15 protein-coding genes are annotated in these 14,081 nt (G+C 69.6%); 6 read left to right on the top strand and 9 right to left on the bottom strand.

Going from position 1 to position 14,081, the window contains the following annotated elements; genetic code table 11:
• Positions 1–2 precede the first annotated feature (2 nt).
• Both gdhB and E3328_RS02505 read left to right on the top strand, forming a co-directional pair.
• The gene (gene gdhB / locus E3328_RS02510) at positions 3–1,301 is read left to right on the top strand and encodes a glutamate dehydrogenase GdhB (protein WP_135363046.1); all 1,299 of its coding nucleotides are present in this window, start codon (positions 3–5) and stop codon (positions 1,299–1,301) included.
• A gap of 88 nt (positions 1,302–1,389) precedes the next feature.
• A complete protein-coding gene (locus E3328_RS02505; protein ID WP_135363045.1) occupies positions 1,390–1,944 on the top strand; it encodes a DUF420 domain-containing protein in 555 nt (184 codons plus the stop codon).
• Between the two features lie 23 nt (positions 1,945–1,967).
• Here E3328_RS02505 and E3328_RS02500 read toward each other — a convergent pair whose 3' ends face one another.
• Together E3328_RS02500 and E3328_RS02495 are read right to left on the bottom strand one after the other, a co-directional pair.
• Positions 1,968–2,675 carry an alpha/beta hydrolase gene (locus E3328_RS02500; RefSeq protein WP_135363044.1) on the bottom strand — a complete coding sequence of 236 codons (708 nt, stop codon included), beginning with the start codon at positions 2,673–2,675 and terminating at the stop codon, positions 1,968–1,970.
• A 64-nt stretch (positions 2,676–2,739) separates the two neighbouring features.
• Positions 2,740–3,858, bottom strand: coding sequence for a Gfo/Idh/MocA family protein (locus tag E3328_RS02495; protein WP_135363043.1), 1,119 nt, complete (start codon positions 3,856–3,858; stop codon positions 2,740–2,742).
• Positions 3,859–4,056: 198 nt separating this feature from the next.
• Here E3328_RS02495 and E3328_RS02490 point away from each other — a divergent pair, with 198 nt between their 5' ends.
• The 3 genes from E3328_RS02490 to E3328_RS02480 all read left to right on the top strand — a co-directional run bounded on the left by E3328_RS02490 (position 4,057) and on the right by E3328_RS02480 (position 6,437).
• Positions 4,057–4,719 (top strand): hypothetical protein, encoded by a 663-nt coding sequence (locus tag E3328_RS02490; RefSeq protein ID WP_135363042.1) that lies wholly within the window; start codon positions 4,057–4,059, stop codon positions 4,717–4,719.
• 202 nt (positions 4,720–4,921) lie between these two features.
• On the top strand, positions 4,922–5,485 hold the full coding sequence (locus tag E3328_RS02485; protein ID WP_167837274.1) for a metallophosphoesterase: 564 nt from the start codon (positions 4,922–4,924) through the stop codon (positions 5,483–5,485).
• Complete coding sequence (locus E3328_RS02480; protein ID WP_135363040.1) at positions 5,478–6,437, top strand: metallophosphoesterase family protein; 960 nt, start codon at positions 5,478–5,480, stop codon at positions 6,435–6,437. Before E3328_RS02485 ends, E3328_RS02480 begins: the two co-directional genes overlap by 8 nt.
• A 252-nt stretch (positions 6,438–6,689) precedes the next feature.
• Here the strand turns inward: E3328_RS02480 and E3328_RS02475 are convergent, their stop codons facing one another.
• The 5 genes from E3328_RS02475 to E3328_RS02455 form a co-directional block, all read right to left on the bottom strand.
• The gene (locus E3328_RS02475; RefSeq protein WP_135363039.1) at positions 6,690–8,513 is read right to left on the bottom strand and encodes an FAD-binding protein; all 1,824 of its coding nucleotides are present in this window, start codon (positions 8,511–8,513) and stop codon (positions 6,690–6,692) included.
• 2 nt (positions 8,514–8,515) lie between these two features.
• The gene (locus E3328_RS02470) at positions 8,516–9,406 is read right to left on the bottom strand and encodes a succinate dehydrogenase/fumarate reductase iron-sulfur subunit (protein WP_135363038.1); all 891 of its coding nucleotides are present in this window, start codon (positions 9,404–9,406) and stop codon (positions 8,516–8,518) included.
• Positions 9,403–9,768 carry a succinate dehydrogenase hydrophobic membrane anchor subunit gene (locus E3328_RS02465; protein ID WP_135363037.1) on the bottom strand — a complete coding sequence of 122 codons (366 nt, stop codon included), beginning with the start codon at positions 9,766–9,768 and terminating at the stop codon, positions 9,403–9,405. Before E3328_RS02465 ends, E3328_RS02470 begins: the two co-directional genes overlap by 4 nt.
• Positions 9,769–9,772: 4 nt before the next feature.
• Positions 9,773–10,165 (bottom strand): succinate dehydrogenase, cytochrome b556 subunit, encoded by a 393-nt coding sequence (gene sdhC, locus E3328_RS02460; RefSeq protein ID WP_135363036.1) that lies wholly within the window; start codon positions 10,163–10,165, stop codon positions 9,773–9,775.
• Between the two features lie 225 nt (positions 10,166–10,390).
• Positions 10,391–11,437 carry a succinylglutamate desuccinylase/aspartoacylase family protein gene (locus E3328_RS02455; RefSeq protein ID WP_135363035.1) on the bottom strand — a complete coding sequence of 349 codons (1,047 nt, stop codon included), beginning with the start codon at positions 11,435–11,437 and terminating at the stop codon, positions 10,391–10,393.
• A gap of 224 nt (positions 11,438–11,661) precedes the next feature.
• Between E3328_RS02455 and E3328_RS02450 the strand changes: the two genes are divergently transcribed.
• A complete protein-coding gene (locus E3328_RS02450) occupies positions 11,662–13,005 on the top strand; it encodes a putative ATP-dependent zinc protease (RefSeq protein WP_135363034.1) in 1,344 nt (447 codons plus the stop codon).
• Between the two features lie 33 nt (positions 13,006–13,038).
• Here E3328_RS02450 and E3328_RS02445 read toward each other — a convergent pair whose 3' ends face one another.
• Positions 13,039–13,377: a DUF8152 family protein gene (locus E3328_RS02445; RefSeq protein ID WP_135363033.1), complete on the bottom strand. Its 339-nt coding sequence runs from the start codon at positions 13,375–13,377 to the stop codon at positions 13,039–13,041.
• A gap of 3 nt (positions 13,378–13,380) precedes the next feature.
• Positions 13,381–13,959: a DNA-3-methyladenine glycosylase family protein gene (locus E3328_RS02440; RefSeq protein WP_135363032.1), complete on the bottom strand. Its 579-nt coding sequence runs from the start codon at positions 13,957–13,959 to the stop codon at positions 13,381–13,383.
• Positions 13,960–14,081: the final 122 nt, after the last annotated feature.

Genomic DNA, 14,081 nt, shown 5'->3' with positions numbered 1-14,081 from the left:
CCATGTCTTCCGACACACCACCCCAGTCGACAGTCGATAGTCCCGAGCCACCGGCGGACGAGCCGGCGTCGGCGCTGGCGACGGCCCGCCGCCAGCTCCGGCGGGCGGCCTCGCTGGTCGACGTGGACCCGAACGTCGTCGAGCGGTTCCTCCACCCGGACGCGGTCCACGAGGTGACCGTCCCGATCGAGCGCGACGACGGGAGCGTCGAGGTGTTCCGCGGCTACCGCGCCCAGCACGACAGCGTCCGCGGGCCGTACAAGGGCGGCCTGCGGTACCACCCCGAGGTCTCTCGCGAGGAGTGTATCGGCCTCGCGATGTGGATGACCTGGAAGTGCGCGGTGATGGACATCCCCTTCGGCGGCGCCAAGGGCGGCGTCGTCGTCGACCCCAAGGAGCTGAGCGACGACGAGCGCGAGCGGCTCACCCGGCGCTTCACCGACGAGATCCGCGACGTCATCGGGCCGACGACGGACATCCCGGCGCCGGACATGGGGACCGACGCCGAGACGATGTCGTGGATGATGGACGCCTACAGCATGCAGGAGGCCGAGACGATCCCGGGGGTCGTCACCGGGAAGCCGCCGGTCATCGGCGGCAGCGAGGGCCGCGCCGAAGCGCCGGGCCGGAGCGTCGCCATCGTGACCCGCGAGATCGCGGAGTACTACGACACGCCGCTGGCCGAGGCGACGGTCGCGGTGCAGGGGTTCGGGAGCGTCGGCGCCAACGCCGCCCGCCTGCTCGACGACTGGGGGGCGACGGTCGTCGCCGTCAGCGACGTGACCGGCGCCGCCTACGACCCCGACGGGCTCGACACCCGCTCGATCCCGTCCCACGAGGAGGAGCCCGAGGCCGTCGCGGCCCACGCCGACCGCACCGTCACGAACGAGGCGCTGCTCGGACTCGACGTGGACGTGCTCGTCCCCGCGGCCGTCGGCAACGCCATCACGGAGACGAACGTTTCGGAGGTCCGCGCGGACGTCGTCGTCGAGGGCGCGAACGGCCCGGTGTCGTTCGCGGCCGACGAGATCCTCGCCGACCGCGGCGTCCCGGTCGTCCCGGACATCCTCGCGAACGCCGGCGGCGTCACGGTCAGCTACTTCGAGTGGCTCCAGGACATCAACCGCCGGTCGTGGTCGGCCGAGCGCGTCAACGAGGAACTGGAGACGGAGATGCTCGCCGCGTTCGAGGCCGTCGCCGAGGAGTTCGAGGCGAGCGACGGCACCTGGCGCGACGCCGCCTACGCGGTCGCGCTCTCGCGGATCGCCGAGGCCCACGAGGCCCGCGGGCTCTGGCCCTGACGGGTCCCGGGAGTTCGATTCCCGCCGAGCGACGCCGCGTCGTCCGGAAGCGCAACTGGGTTGACGGTCGAGTCCCCAGTTCCGGCCGATGAACGTCAGCGAGCACGTCCCGGCGGTCTCGGGCCTCCTCTCGGTCGTCGCGCTCGCGCTCGTCTTCGCGGCGGCGCTACAGGCGATCCCCCAGGCGCTGTTGCCACGGGCGCCCGACCCGGTACTGGCGGCGATCCCCCACGTCAACGCCGTCGTGAGCGCGACGGCGGTCGGGACCATCGCCGTCGGCTGGCGGGCGGCCCGCCGGGGCGACGTGGCCCGCCACCGCGCGGCGATGCTGTCGACGACCGGACTCTTTGCCCTCTTCCTCGTCGCGTACCTCTACCGCGTCGCCCTGCTGGGCCCGAGCGACTTCTCCGGGCCGCCGCTCGTGGAGAGCGTGATCTACCCCGGCATTCTCGCCGTGCACATCGTCCTCGCCATCGTCTGCGTCCCGCTGGTCATCTACGTCCTCCTGCTGGCGCTGACCCGCCCGGTGGCCGAGGTGCGCGAGACGCGCCACCCGACCGTCGGCCGCGTCGCCGCGGCGCTGTGGCTGGTCTCGTTCACGCTCGGCGTCGTCGTCTACCTCATGCTGTACGTGCTGTTCTGACTGTCACACGTGCGATCCGGCGCTCAGGCCGTCCGGACCGGTCCCGCCAGCGCCGCCGGACCGTCGGCGAGCACCGCCCGGACCCACTCGACGGTTCGGTCGCGCGACGACGAGGAGAACAACTCGTGGCCGCCGTCGTAGAGGACCGTCCGCTCGGCGGGGGCGTGTCCGCCGATGGCGTCGACGCCGACCACGCTGTCGCGGAGCGAGCAGAAGACGACGCTATCGGCGCGGAAGTCGGGCAACCGCGACTGGGCGTCAGCGACCGTCCGCAGGAACGCCGGTGCGATCCGATCGGGCCCCTCGGCGCGCTGGCGCTCGGTGGCCAGTTCGCCGAGCGCGCCTTCCTCGAACGAGACCGGAATCACCGGACGGGCAGTAGGGAGTGAGGCGACGAGCCGTTCGAGGATCCCGTCCTCGCCCGCCATCCCCCACCACGGGCTCAGATAGACGCGGGGGGCGGCCGAGTCGAGGTGGGCCGCGACCAGGCCGCCGGTGCTGTGGGAGAGGACCCGGTCGGGATCGGTCGCGTCGTGGTGTCGCTGGGTCGGGCGGACGTAGCCCGCGTCGAAGTCGCTCCCGTGGTCGGGGATCGTCCCCACGTCGACCGTGTAGCCGGCGTCGACCAGTTCGTCGACCAGCCACCGGACGTTCTCGTGGTGGGTCCGATTACCCCATCCCAGGACGAAGAGGACGCGCTCGTCGCCGTCGCCGAACTCCGTGAACTGCATGACCGGAGGGTGGGGGCGTCGTCACAAAAAAGGCGTCTCCGACCGACACCGGCGTTCGCCCGGTTCAGTCGTCGGTCTCGTCCGCCGCGCCGTCCGGGACGTACTCCAGCTCGCCCGCTTCGACCAGGGCCTCGAAGGCGTTGTCCTCGGCGTCGAGCGGGAAGTCGACGCGGCCGCGCTTGCGGGCGGACTCGTAGGCGCCGAAGATGATCTCGGCAGTCTTGAGGCCGTTTTTCGCGCCGAGTTCCGACTCGCGGCCCTCGCGGAGCGCGTCGACGACCTCCGCCGCGGCGCGGTCGATGTACTCGCTGCCGTACTCCCGGCCCTCGGCGTTGGCCCCGTGCAGGTCCTCGCCGTCCACGTCGATCGCCTCCCACTCCTCGTCGCCGGCCCGGCGGATCTCCAGCATGTTACCGGTGTCGCTGTCGATACGGATCTCGCCGTCGGTGCCGCGGATGGCGTGGGCGGCGTCGGCGAAGTCGCTGCCCTTCCCGCCGGAGATCACGCCCTGGACGCCGGTCTCGTACTCCCAGAGCGCCCAGGCCTGGTTCTCCTGGTGCATCCCGAAGCGCACGTCCTCCTCGCGGTAGTCGATCTGGGCGATGACCCACTCGGGTTCGGCCTCGCCGGCGAACATCCCCGTCAGGTCGATGGTGTGGGCGCCGGTGTCGTAGAGGTCGCTCCAGGTCGTCTCGACGCGGCGCAGCTCGCCGATCTCCCCGTCGTCGATCAGCCGTTTCGCCTCGCGGAACGGTTTCCCGAAGCGTCGCTGTCGGTTGAACGTGAGCTGCACGTCGCGGCGCCAGCAGGCGTCGGCCATCCGGCGGGCCGACCCCCAGGTGTGGGCCATCGGCTTCTCGGCGTGGATCGCCGAGACGACGCCGCTGCGGGCGCAGTCGACGACCACGTCCTCGTGGACGGCCGGCGGGACCGCCACCGTCACGATGTCCGGTTCGACCGCCGCGAGCATCGCCTCGTAGTCCTCGAAGACGTGTTCGTCGGGCAGGTCGAACGTCCGCCCGAACGCCTCGGCGTTCTCCGGGACGATGTCGGCGCAGGCGACGACCTCGCAGTCCGCGTTGTTCCCGAACGATTCGGCGTGGCGGTAGCCCATCGCGAACCCCTCGACGGTCGGGTTCTCCGGGTCGGGCCCCGTTCCGACGACGGCCACGGTGTACGTCATGCCATCACCCAGCGAGAACGCGCCAAAACCTCTTTCGGTCGCTCTCGTTCCCCTAAATCGACGTGTAGTCCGGTACAGACCGCCGCGCCACCCCGCTCGCCTGGTAATCGCTCCCACCCCGCGTTCGATTCTGCCAAACGGCTTGGAAAAGATATATCACTCAGTTCTTGCCAATATACGAACAGTCGAGCTATCGACATGCCAGACATAACTGTTGACGGTTCGGAACTTGAGTACGAGCGACAGGCGAAGAACAGATCGGAGAGCGTCTTCGAGGCCCGGCTGGTCGTCGAGTCGCGGACGGGCGAGCGCTCGGTGCGGTCGTTCGAGGTCGACGTGTCCGCACGCGACGAGCTGACCGCCGAGCGGATGGAGGAGGCGCTCTCGGAGTGGAAGGAGGGCCACCCCACGCTGACGATCGACCAGGTGGTCGTCGAGGAGACCAAGCGCTGCGGGTTCGGCCGGCGCGTCGGCGAGGCCGACGAGGACGCCGTCGAGGCGTCCGCGTCCGACGACGGGTCGGCGCGGGCCCAGCCGCTGTACCGCGGCGGCGGCGCGCAGTCGGTCCCCCGCTCGCCCGTCGGGTTCGGCGACGTGCCCGTCGAGCGCGGCGAGGAGGTCACGTTCCACGTGGCCGGCCCCGACTCCTCGGTCTACGGCACCGACAGCGGGACGGTCACCGGCGTCAAGACCGGGACCGAGGACTACAACATCCTCATCATCGAGACCGACTCCGGCACCAAGCGCGTCCGCGAGGACTGGATCGTCGACGACAGCGACGACGAGGAAGGTGCGGAAGACGCCGAGACGGAGGCGGACGACGATGGCGGTGACGAGGAAGCCGAAGCGGACGAGTCCTGACCGGCGGTCGGCCGCGGTCCGGAACGCCTTCTCTCCCGGCAGTTTCGGTCGTTCTCGGCTGGTGAGTGGCCATCGGAGCACGTGATGTCGGTGAGACGGGGATAGTGGTTCGGATACCCGGTGCTCGCGGGTGCGTATTCCGCCGCGGTATGTTTTCACACACCGACGTAAACTAGGAGTGCCCCCTCGACGATCGGGAAACGTGGACTACCTCGTATCGGATCTCCACCTGGACCACGGCAATATCATCGACTACTGCGACCGACCGTTCGGCTCAGTCGAGGAGATGAACGAGACGCTGGTCGAGCGGTGGAACGCCGTCGTCGACTCGAACGACGAGGTGCTGTACGGTGGCGATCTGACGATTCGCACGTCGACTGCGGCCCTGCTGGACTGGCTCGACGAACTCGACGGCGAGATCGTCTTTCTGCTGGGTAACCACGACGGCACCGTACTAGAGGGGCTGGATCGGGTCCAGTTCGTCGAGGAGTTTCGGTTCGAGCACCGCGGCGTCCCGTTCCGCGCCGTCCACGACCCCGCTGACGCCCCCTCGAACTGGAAGGGGTGGCTGCTTCACGGCCACCATCACAACAACTGGCCCGACCGGTTTTCCTTCATCGACCACGGGACCCGACGCGTCAACCTCTCGGTCGAGCTACTGGAGTACCGACCGCTGGCGGCCGACAGACTGGTCGACTATCTGGCCTGCGGCGAACGGTTCCCCGATCGGACCGCTGCCGAGAAGGCCCTGACGACGAATGACTGAACCCGACCCGGAACCGCTCTGCAGTGTCGAGGGGCCCACCGTCGACTTGCTGGTCGTCTCCGACCTGCACCTCCGGGCGACGGGGGCGCGATATCCGGTCGGGGACCTCCCGGTCGAGACACACGACATCGTGCTGTCTCTCGGTGACGTGATCGACGAGAACCGCGAGCACGCCAAGTCCGTGTCGGCCGGCGAAGCCTACGAGGAACGGGGTCGGGCGTTCCTCGAGCGTCTCGACGAGCGGGGAGTTCCAGTACTCGCGGTGCCCGGGAACCACGACCCCGTCGGCTGCACCCGGCGGCTGAACGAGGGGCTCGCGAACGTCCACTCACTCCACGGCGGTACTCGAAACGTAGCCGTGGGAGGGGACTGGTCGCTCACCGTCGCCGGCTGGGGCTGTGAGCAGTTCGACTTCACGCCGGCCCTGCTGTCCCCCGATTACCCGGATATCCCGGTCGGAGACGACGCACAGACGCCGGACGCCGTCGCAAGCGCTCTGCTCCGTGCGGCTGGGCAGTACCTCGCCGGAGACCTGTCCGGAACGAGCCTCGCAGACAGGCTCGGCACTGAGGCGACGAACCCCTCCTTCGAGACGGCGCTCGCTCGGCTCGATGCACGCTTCGAGACACTGGTCGAACTGGTAGGCGGAGCCGACAGCCCGACCGTCGTCGCGAGCCACGTCTCCCCGTTCGACGTACCGTTCGATATCCGCGGACAGCACTCCCGCGACGGGGACTACCACTTCGGCTCCGTGGCGCTTCGGGTCGCACTGGCGGCAACCGGTGTCGACGCCTGTCTCTCCGGACACACCCACCAGCGCGGACTGACAGCGATCCCGACTACCGGCGGGCATTCGTACGCACACAACCCCGGCGACGCCGGGGTCTCGAGCGTTTCTATCAGCCGAGATGGCTCTCTTCGGGCGGAGCAAATAGACGTTGCGTGGCGGTGATCGGGGACTCGGAGGGCTCAGGCCGCCCCGCCGGACACGTCCCCTGTGATCACTACGACGACGTCTGTCCAGGTCTCACTGATCGAGGAGTTTTGCGGCAGCAAGTCCGAGGGTAGCCAACGATAGGTTTCGCAATCGACTCGCGGCTGGCTCCGTCCGGGCGTGACCGAGACGGCGTCCGGACGGGATCGAGACGGTCTTCGAGCGCGGTCGAGACGGCGGTCGGACCGCGAGGGACGAAACGGCGGGGCGTCAGTAGGAGCGTTCCTTCGGCTCGTACTCCTTCTCGCCCTCGAGGAGGACGGGCTTGTAGTAGAGTTCGGGGTTGCCGTCCGACCAGGCGAGCATGGTGTGTTTGAGCCACTCGTCGTCCCGGCGCTCCTGGTACTGCTCGCGCCAGTGGGCGCCGCGGAACTCCTCGCGGGCCAGCGCGCCGACCGTGATGGCCTCCGCGATGTCGATGATGTTGCGGGTCTCCATCGTGTGCATCAGGTCGGTGTTGTAGGTGCGCGACGGGTCCGAGGCGGCGACGTGCCGGTAGCGCTCGCGGGCCTCGCGGATGTCGTCGAGCGCCTCCTTGAGGTTGTCCTCGCGGCGGAAGACGTTGACGTTGGCCGTCATCGTCTGCTGGATGTCGTCGCGGACCTGCGCGTGGTTGATGCCGTCCTCCTCCAGCAGCCGGTCGACCCGTTCCTGCTGGCGCTGGACCTCCGCCTCGACGACCGTCTCGGCGTCGACTGCGGCGCCGTCGGCGGCGACCGACTCGCCGCCGGCGTCGACGGCGCCGATCTCGATGTCGTCGGGGAGGTCGCCCGCCTCGCTCTCGGCGCTGGGCCCGGTCGGGATCTCGGCGTCCTTCATGTCGCCGCCGGCAGCGTGCTTGCCCGCGCGGGCGCCGAACACGAGCAGCTCGGGCAGGGCGTTGCCGCCGAGGCGGTTGGCGCCGTGCAGGGAGACGCAGGCCGTCTCGCCCGCGGCGTAGAGGCCGTCGATGCAGGTCTGGCCGTTCTCGTTGCACTCGACGCCGCCCATCTGGTAGTGCTGGCCGGGCTTGACCGGCATCGGCTCGTCGAGCCCGTCGACGCCCTCGAAGTCCTCCGCGAGGTGGAGGATGTTCTCGAGGCGGTCGAGGATGCGCTCCTCGCCGAGGTGGCGCATGTCGAGGTGGACGTACTCGTCCTCGATGCCCCGGCCCTCGTTGACCTCCGTCAGTTCGGCCCGCGAGACCACGTCGCGGGAGGCGAGTTCGCCCTCGTTGTTCGCGTAGCCGTACTCGAACATGAACCGCTCCTCCTCGTCGTTGTAGAGGATGCCGCCCTCGCCGCGGACCCCCTCGGAGATGAGCACGCCCGTCGACGGCAGGGTCGTCGGGTGGAACTGGACGAACTCCATGTCCTCCAGCGGGACGCCGGCGCGGTAGGCCATCGCGTAGCCGTCGCCGGTGTTGGCGACGGCGTTGGTGGTGTGGTCGAAGACCTGGCCGGGGCCGCCCGTCGCGAGGATGACGCCGTCGGTGGCGCGGTAGCCCCGGATCTCGCCGCTGGCGATGTCGTAGGCGACGACGCCGTGACACTCGCGGTCCTCGACGTCGTCGTGGTCCGTGACGGCCAGATCGAGCACCTGCTGTTCCTCGTAGACGGTGATGCCCCGCTTGACGACCTGCTCGTACATCGTGTGCAGCAGGTGGTGGCCGGTCTCGGCGCCGGCGTAGGTGGTGCGGGGGTGGCTGAGCCCGCCGAACGGCCGCTGGGAGACGGTGCCGTCCTCCTCGCGGGAGAACGGCATCCCCCAGTGTTCGAGCTGGATGACCTCGTCCGGCGCGTCCTGGGCGAAGGTCTCGACCGCGGGGGCGTCCCCGAGGTAGTCCGAGCCCTTCATCGTGTCGTAGGCGTGCAGTTCCCAGGAGTCCTCGGGGTGGAGCGCGGCGTTGATGCCGCCCTCGGCCGCCCCGGTGTGGCTCCGGACGGGGTGGAGCTTCGTGACCATCGCCACGTCCGCTCCCTCTTCGTGTGCCGCGATCGCCGCGCGCAGGCCCGCGCCGCCCGCGCCGACGACGAGTACGTCGTGTTCGTGCATGGTTACCAGAATTTGAGGTTCGACTTGACCGCTTCGCGCTTGAGTTCCTGGATGTGCTCGGTCAGCGGGATGTCCTTCGGACAGACCTCCGTGCAGGAGAACTGCGTCTGACACCGCCAGACGCCGTGTTCCTGCTCGATGATCTCCAGGCGGTCCTCCTTCTGGATCTCGCCCTCCCGCTCGTCCATCGCGAACCGGTAGGCCTTGTTGATGGCCGCCGGGCCGAGGTACTCGTTGTCGCCCGCGGCGATGTTACACGAGGACATGCAGGCGCCACACCAGATACACCGCGTCGACATCTTCACCTTCTCGCGGTTCTCGGGGGACTGGCGCTGTTCCTCGCGCTCGCCCTCCGGCAGCTCGTCGGGCTGGAAGTACGGCTCGACGGCGTGCATCTGCTCGTAGAAGTGCTCCATGTCCACGACGAGGTCCTTGACCACGTCCTGGTGGGGGAGCGGCTCGATGCGGACCGGGTCGTCAAGGTCCGCCATCTGCGTCTTGCAGCCGAGTCGCTGCTGGCCGTTGACGAACAGCGCGTCCGACCCACAGACCGCCTGCCGGCAGGAGTGGCGGAAGGTCAGCGACGAGTCGTAGTGGTCGCGCGCGTAGATCAGCGCGTCGAGGACGGTCATCCCCTTGAAGAAGGGGACCTGGAAGTCGTCGAACCGCGGCTCCTCCTTGCCCTCGACCTCCGGGTCGTAGCGGAACACCTTGATCCGGACGGTCTCGTCGGCGTCCCGGACCTCCTCGCGGGCCTGCTCCTCGCGCTCGCGGGCCTCGGCGCGGGCCTTCTTCTCGGAGAGGCGCCGCTCCTGGGGCGACTGCTCGGCCGGTTCGGCCGCCTCGGCGTCGGTCTGCTCCTCGGTCTGCTCTTGCTCGATTTGCGTGCTCATAGTAGGTTGGTCATCGCGAGTGCCACGCGGGTTCCCTGAACGATCAGTGCTATGCTCGCCAGCGCCAAAACGGCCCCGACTGCCTTCTTGCGGGCGCCGGTCAGTCCCTGGTTGACGAGGGCGTTGTAGACGCCGTTGACGCCGTGGAAGGTCGCGGTGACGAGGAACAGCCACATCGTCGCGAAGTAGCCGACCTGGCTCATCCGCGCCTGGGTGCCGGCGAAGGTGATCTCGGCGGCGTGGTTGACGAAGTGCAGGAGGAAGAAGTGGAAGGCGAGCACGCCGACCAGGAAGACCGCAGTCAGCCGCTGGAGCAGCCACTTGGTGCCGCCCCGCTCGAACGACGAGTAGTGTTGTGCCATGGATTCACACCCCCGCGAGGAACGTCGGCACGCTCGCGACGACGATGGCGGCCGTCACGACGAGCGACGCGTAGAAGCTCTTGTCCTGGTTCTCCAGGCCGAACCCGAGGTCGACGAACAGTAGCCGAACCCCGTTGAGGATGTGGAAGACGGCCACCGACAGGAGGCCGACCTCCAGCACGCGGACGATCAGCAGTTCCTCGAGTCCCTGGAGCGTGTTCGTGTACACCGTCGGGTCGCCGGCGGTGGCGGTGCTCAGCACCGCGATGTGCGTAAAGAGGTAGCCGACGAGCACCCAGCCGGTGAACTTGTGGAAGATCCAGGCCCACATGCCCGGCTGGAACTCCCGCCACCGGCCGAAGTCCTCGACCGCTCCGCGGTCGTACGTTCCGCTCATACAACGGGCGCAATGGTAGCAGGGGCTATAGTAGTTTCTACACCGCCCCGTCTCGGCCACCGAACACGTTCACGCGCGTCCACAGGCGGCCGGGTTCGGCGTGTGTTTCGGGGATTTTCGCCGCCGCCGTCGGGAACGTACCACTCGGCTGTCAGGGTTCGCGCCCGCGGGCCGGCGTCGCCCGCTCGCGCGCGGCCCGTGGGTCGGTGCCGTGACGACGGCTCCTCACTCCGCCGCGGAGTCGGGCACCGGGTCCCTGGGCGTCGTCGGCCCGCCGTCGCGCTCGATGGCGTCGAGCGTGTCGTCGTCGAGCTTGACGAGGTGACAGAGCGGGTTGCCCGGGTAGACGACGGGATTCTCGAGGATCCCGACGAGCAGGCCGGTGAACGGCGCCTCGACGTGGGTCCGCTCGGTCTTGAACGGGTTGGCGATGGTGCAGATGGTCTCGCCCTCGCGGACGACGCCGCCGCGGGCGGCGTGCATGTCGACGAGGCCGCCGGCGTCGGCGCGCAGCCACGTCTTCTCGCTGGAGCCCTCGACGACCATCCGCCAGCCGGGCCAGCGCACCCGCTCGGTGGGCAGGAGCCCGAACTCGGCGAGGACGCTCTCGACGCCGACCAGGGCCCGGTCGATGAACTCCCGCTGGAAGCGGTGGGCCTCGCCCATCTCGACGGTCACCGTGGAGGTGCCGCGCTCGCTGGCCTCCCGGCGGAGCGTCCCCTCGGAGCCCTGGCCGTCGATGATGACGTTGGAGGCGAACGCCTTCGCGACGCGGGCGACCGACGAGTCGGCCATGTCGGCGCGGACGTGGAGCATGTTCGTCCGGCCGCGGGTGGAAGTGTGCAGGTCCAGCCCGAAGTCGCAGGGATCGACGAAGTTGTCGAAGATGCGCCGGGCCATCCGCTTGGCGCTGGTCGAGCCCGCCTTCCCCGGAAACGAGCGGTTCAGGTCGCGGTCGTAGACCGGGAGGTACCGCTCCTGGGCGATGAAGCCGGGGACGTTCAGCACGGGGAGACAGACGAGCGTCCCCCGGAGGTCCGACAGGTCCCACTCGTGGGCCACCTCGCGGACGACCTCGACGCCGTTGAGTTCGTCGCCGTGGGCGGCGGCGCTGAGAAACGCCGTCGGGCCCGCCCGCTCGCCGACGACGACCGTGACGGGGATCCTGACGGGGTCACCGAGATAGGTCTCGCTGACGGTGTAGCGCACGTTGACCCGCTCACCCGGGTCGACCCGCCCGCCGTCGTAGGTGAACGGTTCGGCCTCGTCCATACTGCCCTCTACGTCCGGGGGTTGAAACGTGTGGCGACCCGCGGACTCCGGCGCCCGGGGCCCGTCCTGGCGGCCCGTGGACTCGCCCGGCGGAGAACCGCCAGTGCGAGCGACCGTTCGCGCTCGACTGCCGACGCTCTTCTTTCCGGATCGCCGTCAGAAACGCCCCTCGCCGGCGATTCGCGACCGTTAGTACTTTCGGCCGCCCGGCCGACCGGATCGGCATGGCGACTTCTGACGCCGTTTCGGTGGGGGTGTTGAGCCTGCACAACAGCAAGGAGACCAAGGCGATACTCAACGCGGTGGAGGCGCTGGGCCACGACCCCGAGTGGCTGCGTCGCGAGAACACGACGCTCCGGGTCGAGGACTCCGAGCCGCGACTCGAACCCGACGTGGACGTGATCGCGAACCGACTGCTGCTGTCGAAGTCGACCGAGCCCTGCGAGGAGATGGGGCTGGCCAACACCTTCGAGCAGCTCGTCCCGATGCTCAACGAGCCGGCGAAGACGCTCACCTCGATGCACAAGGTGGCGTCGGCCGTCGCGCTCTCCGACGCCGACGTGCAGGTGCCCGACGCCCTGCTGGCGCTGTCGTCGGACCGGCTGAACCTCGAACGCGAGCGGTTCGGCGATGAGGCCGTCTACAAGACGGCGATCGGCACCAACGGCGGCGGCACGTGGAAGGTGGACGCGACCGAGCGGGTCAACGCCCGGGTGGGCAACCGCTACGCGTTCCTCCAGAAGCTCTTAGAGCGGGGCGACGCCCCCACTCGCGACCTGCGCGTCTACGTCGTCGGCGGCGAGGTCGTCGGGTCGATGTTCCGCTACGCCCCCGAAAACGAGTGGCGGACCAACGTCGCCCTCGGCGGCCGCGTCGAGGACGCCGACGGCGAGGTCGACGAGGCGGTCATCGACACCGCCCGGAAGGCCGTCGAGGCGGTCGGGCTGGACTACGCCGGCGTCGACCTCATGGAGGGGGCCGACGGCTGGTACGTCCTCGAAGTCAACCCCACCGCGGGGTTCAAGGGACTGTTCGAGGCGACCGGGACCAGTCCCGCGCCCTACATCGCCGAACTCGCCGTCGAGCGCGGCGGCGGCAGCGTCGACCGCGAGCGCGTCGAGGAGCTGTCGGGCTTCCTCGACGACTCCGTGCCCGCCTGCAAACCGCCGGCGGTCTCCTCGGGGGCCGCGGAGTCGCTGGTCATCGGCTACACGGAGGAGGTGCTGATCAGCGGGACGAAGGGTTCGGAGTCGGTCGTCGCCAAGTCCGACACCGGCGCGACCCGGACGAGCATCGACACGCGCCTCGCGGCCGACATCGGCGCCGGGCCGATCAAGTCGATCACGAAGGTCCGGTCGGGGTCGAACAAGGCCTCGAAGAGCCGGCCGCTCGTGGACGTGGTCGTCGGCGTCGGTGGCACGCGCCACACCGTCACCGCCAGCGTCGAGGACCGCAGCCACATGAACTACCCCGTCATCCTCGGCCGGGACATCCTCGGCGACTACCAGGTCGACGTGTCCCGGCAGGCCGACCGGGAGTCCGACCCCGAAGTCGAGTCCGAGGAATAGCCGGCCTTCGCCGGGGTGGTTCCGCGCCCGCTCTCAGTTCTCGTCGTCGTCCCCCGCGATATCTTCCGCCAGCGACCGCGCCGTCGCCACGCGCTCGTCGGCCGCCGGATCGCCGGTCCCGTCGACGTTGTCGAGCAGGTCGGCGACGTGGCCGACCCGCTCGCGGACGGTCGACGCGGCCGACTCGTCGGCGGCCGAGCCCGCCGCGTCGGCTGCCAGACCCGCCGCGTCGCCGGCGACCGCCTGGGCCTCCCCGATCCACCGGCTCGCCGTCCGGTCGACCGGCCGCTCCTCCGTCGCTTCGAGTTCGGCGTGGAGGCGTTCGACGCGCTCCTGCAGTGACCCACCGTCATCGATAGGATCGTCGCCCACGACTCACCCCTCCACGGCCCGCCAGAGGTAGAGACTGGCGTAGCTCCGGTAGGGTTGCCAGCGCTCGGCGGCGTCGGTCATCTCGGCGCGGGTCATGTCGGCGTCGAACAGCCGGTCCATCCCCTTTCGGATGCCCAGGTCGCCGACGGGGAACACGTCCTCACGGGCCAGTCCAAACATCAGGAACATATCGGCAGTCCACGGGCCGATGCCGTGGATGTCGGTCAGTTCCGCTTTGACCGCCTCGTCGCTCATCTCGGCGAAGGTGTCGCGGTCCCACTCGCGCGTGAGGAAGGCGCTCGCGGCGCTTTTGACGTAGTCGGCCTTCGCCTCGGAGAGGCCGGCCTCGTGGAGGGTGGCGTGGTCGGCCTCGACGATAGATTCGGGCGTGACCTCGACGGCGTCGAACAGCCGCTCGCGGATGGCCGCGGCGGCGTCCATCGACACCTGCTGGCGGATCAGCGAGACGACCAGCCGCTCGTAGAGGTCGTCGGCCGGCTCCAGCGCGACGGGTCCGTGCTCGTCGACGACCGGCCCGAGCACGTCGTCCGCGGCGAGTTCCTCGATTGGGTCCGCTGTCATCGCCCCGGTGTTCGGTGCCGGGACGGCATGGGGGTTTCGGACGGCCGCGGCGCCGCCGAGGAGCAGTCGACTGGCGGGGCGCACCCTGCCCGTTCAACTCGCGCCGGCCGCGCCGCAGCAGG

The sequence above is a fragment of the Halosimplex halophilum genome (assembly GCF_004698125.1).
In the GTDB taxonomy this organism is placed as follows: Archaea; Halobacteriota; Halobacteria; order Halobacteriales; family Haloarculaceae; genus Halosimplex; species Halosimplex halophilum.
Note: the sequence above shows the minus strand (reverse complement) of the source record. Positions and strands in the feature narration are given on the sequence as shown.

Excerpts from the sequence above, each read along its gene's own strand:
- gdhB (WP_135363046.1), top strand. The coding sequence starts at position 3 with ATGTCTTCCGACACACCACCCCAGTCGACAGTCGATAGTCCCGAGCCA.
- E3328_RS02505 (WP_135363045.1), top strand. The coding sequence starts at position 1,390 with ATGAACGTCAGCGAGCACGTCCCGGCGGTCTCGGGCCTCCTCTCGGTC.
- E3328_RS02500 (WP_135363044.1), bottom strand. The coding sequence starts at position 2,675 with ATGCAGTTCACGGAGTTCGGCGACGGCGACGAGCGCGTCCTCTTCGTC.
- E3328_RS02495 (WP_135363043.1), bottom strand. The coding sequence starts at position 3,858 with ATGACGTACACCGTGGCCGTCGTCGGAACGGGGCCCGACCCGGAGAAC.
- E3328_RS02490 (WP_135363042.1), top strand. The coding sequence starts at position 4,057 with ATGCCAGACATAACTGTTGACGGTTCGGAACTTGAGTACGAGCGACAG.
- E3328_RS02480 (WP_135363040.1), top strand. The coding sequence starts at position 5,478 with ATGACTGAACCCGACCCGGAACCGCTCTGCAGTGTCGAGGGGCCCACC.
- E3328_RS02475 (WP_135363039.1), bottom strand. The coding sequence starts at position 8,513 with ATGCACGAACACGACGTACTCGTCGTCGGCGCGGGCGGCGCGGGCCTG.
- E3328_RS02470 (WP_135363038.1), bottom strand. The coding sequence starts at position 9,406 with ATGAGCACGCAAATCGAGCAAGAGCAGACCGAGGAGCAGACCGACGCC.
- E3328_RS02465 (WP_135363037.1), bottom strand. The coding sequence starts at position 9,768 with ATGGCACAACACTACTCGTCGTTCGAGCGGGGCGGCACCAAGTGGCTG.
- sdhC (WP_135363036.1), bottom strand. The coding sequence starts at position 10,165 with ATGAGCGGAACGTACGACCGCGGAGCGGTCGAGGACTTCGGCCGGTGG.
- E3328_RS02455 (WP_135363035.1), bottom strand. The coding sequence starts at position 11,437 with ATGGACGAGGCCGAACCGTTCACCTACGACGGCGGGCGGGTCGACCCG.
- E3328_RS02450 (WP_135363034.1), top strand. The coding sequence starts at position 11,662 with ATGGCGACTTCTGACGCCGTTTCGGTGGGGGTGTTGAGCCTGCACAAC.
- E3328_RS02440 (WP_135363032.1), bottom strand. The coding sequence starts at position 13,959 with ATGACAGCGGACCCAATCGAGGAACTCGCCGCGGACGACGTGCTCGGG.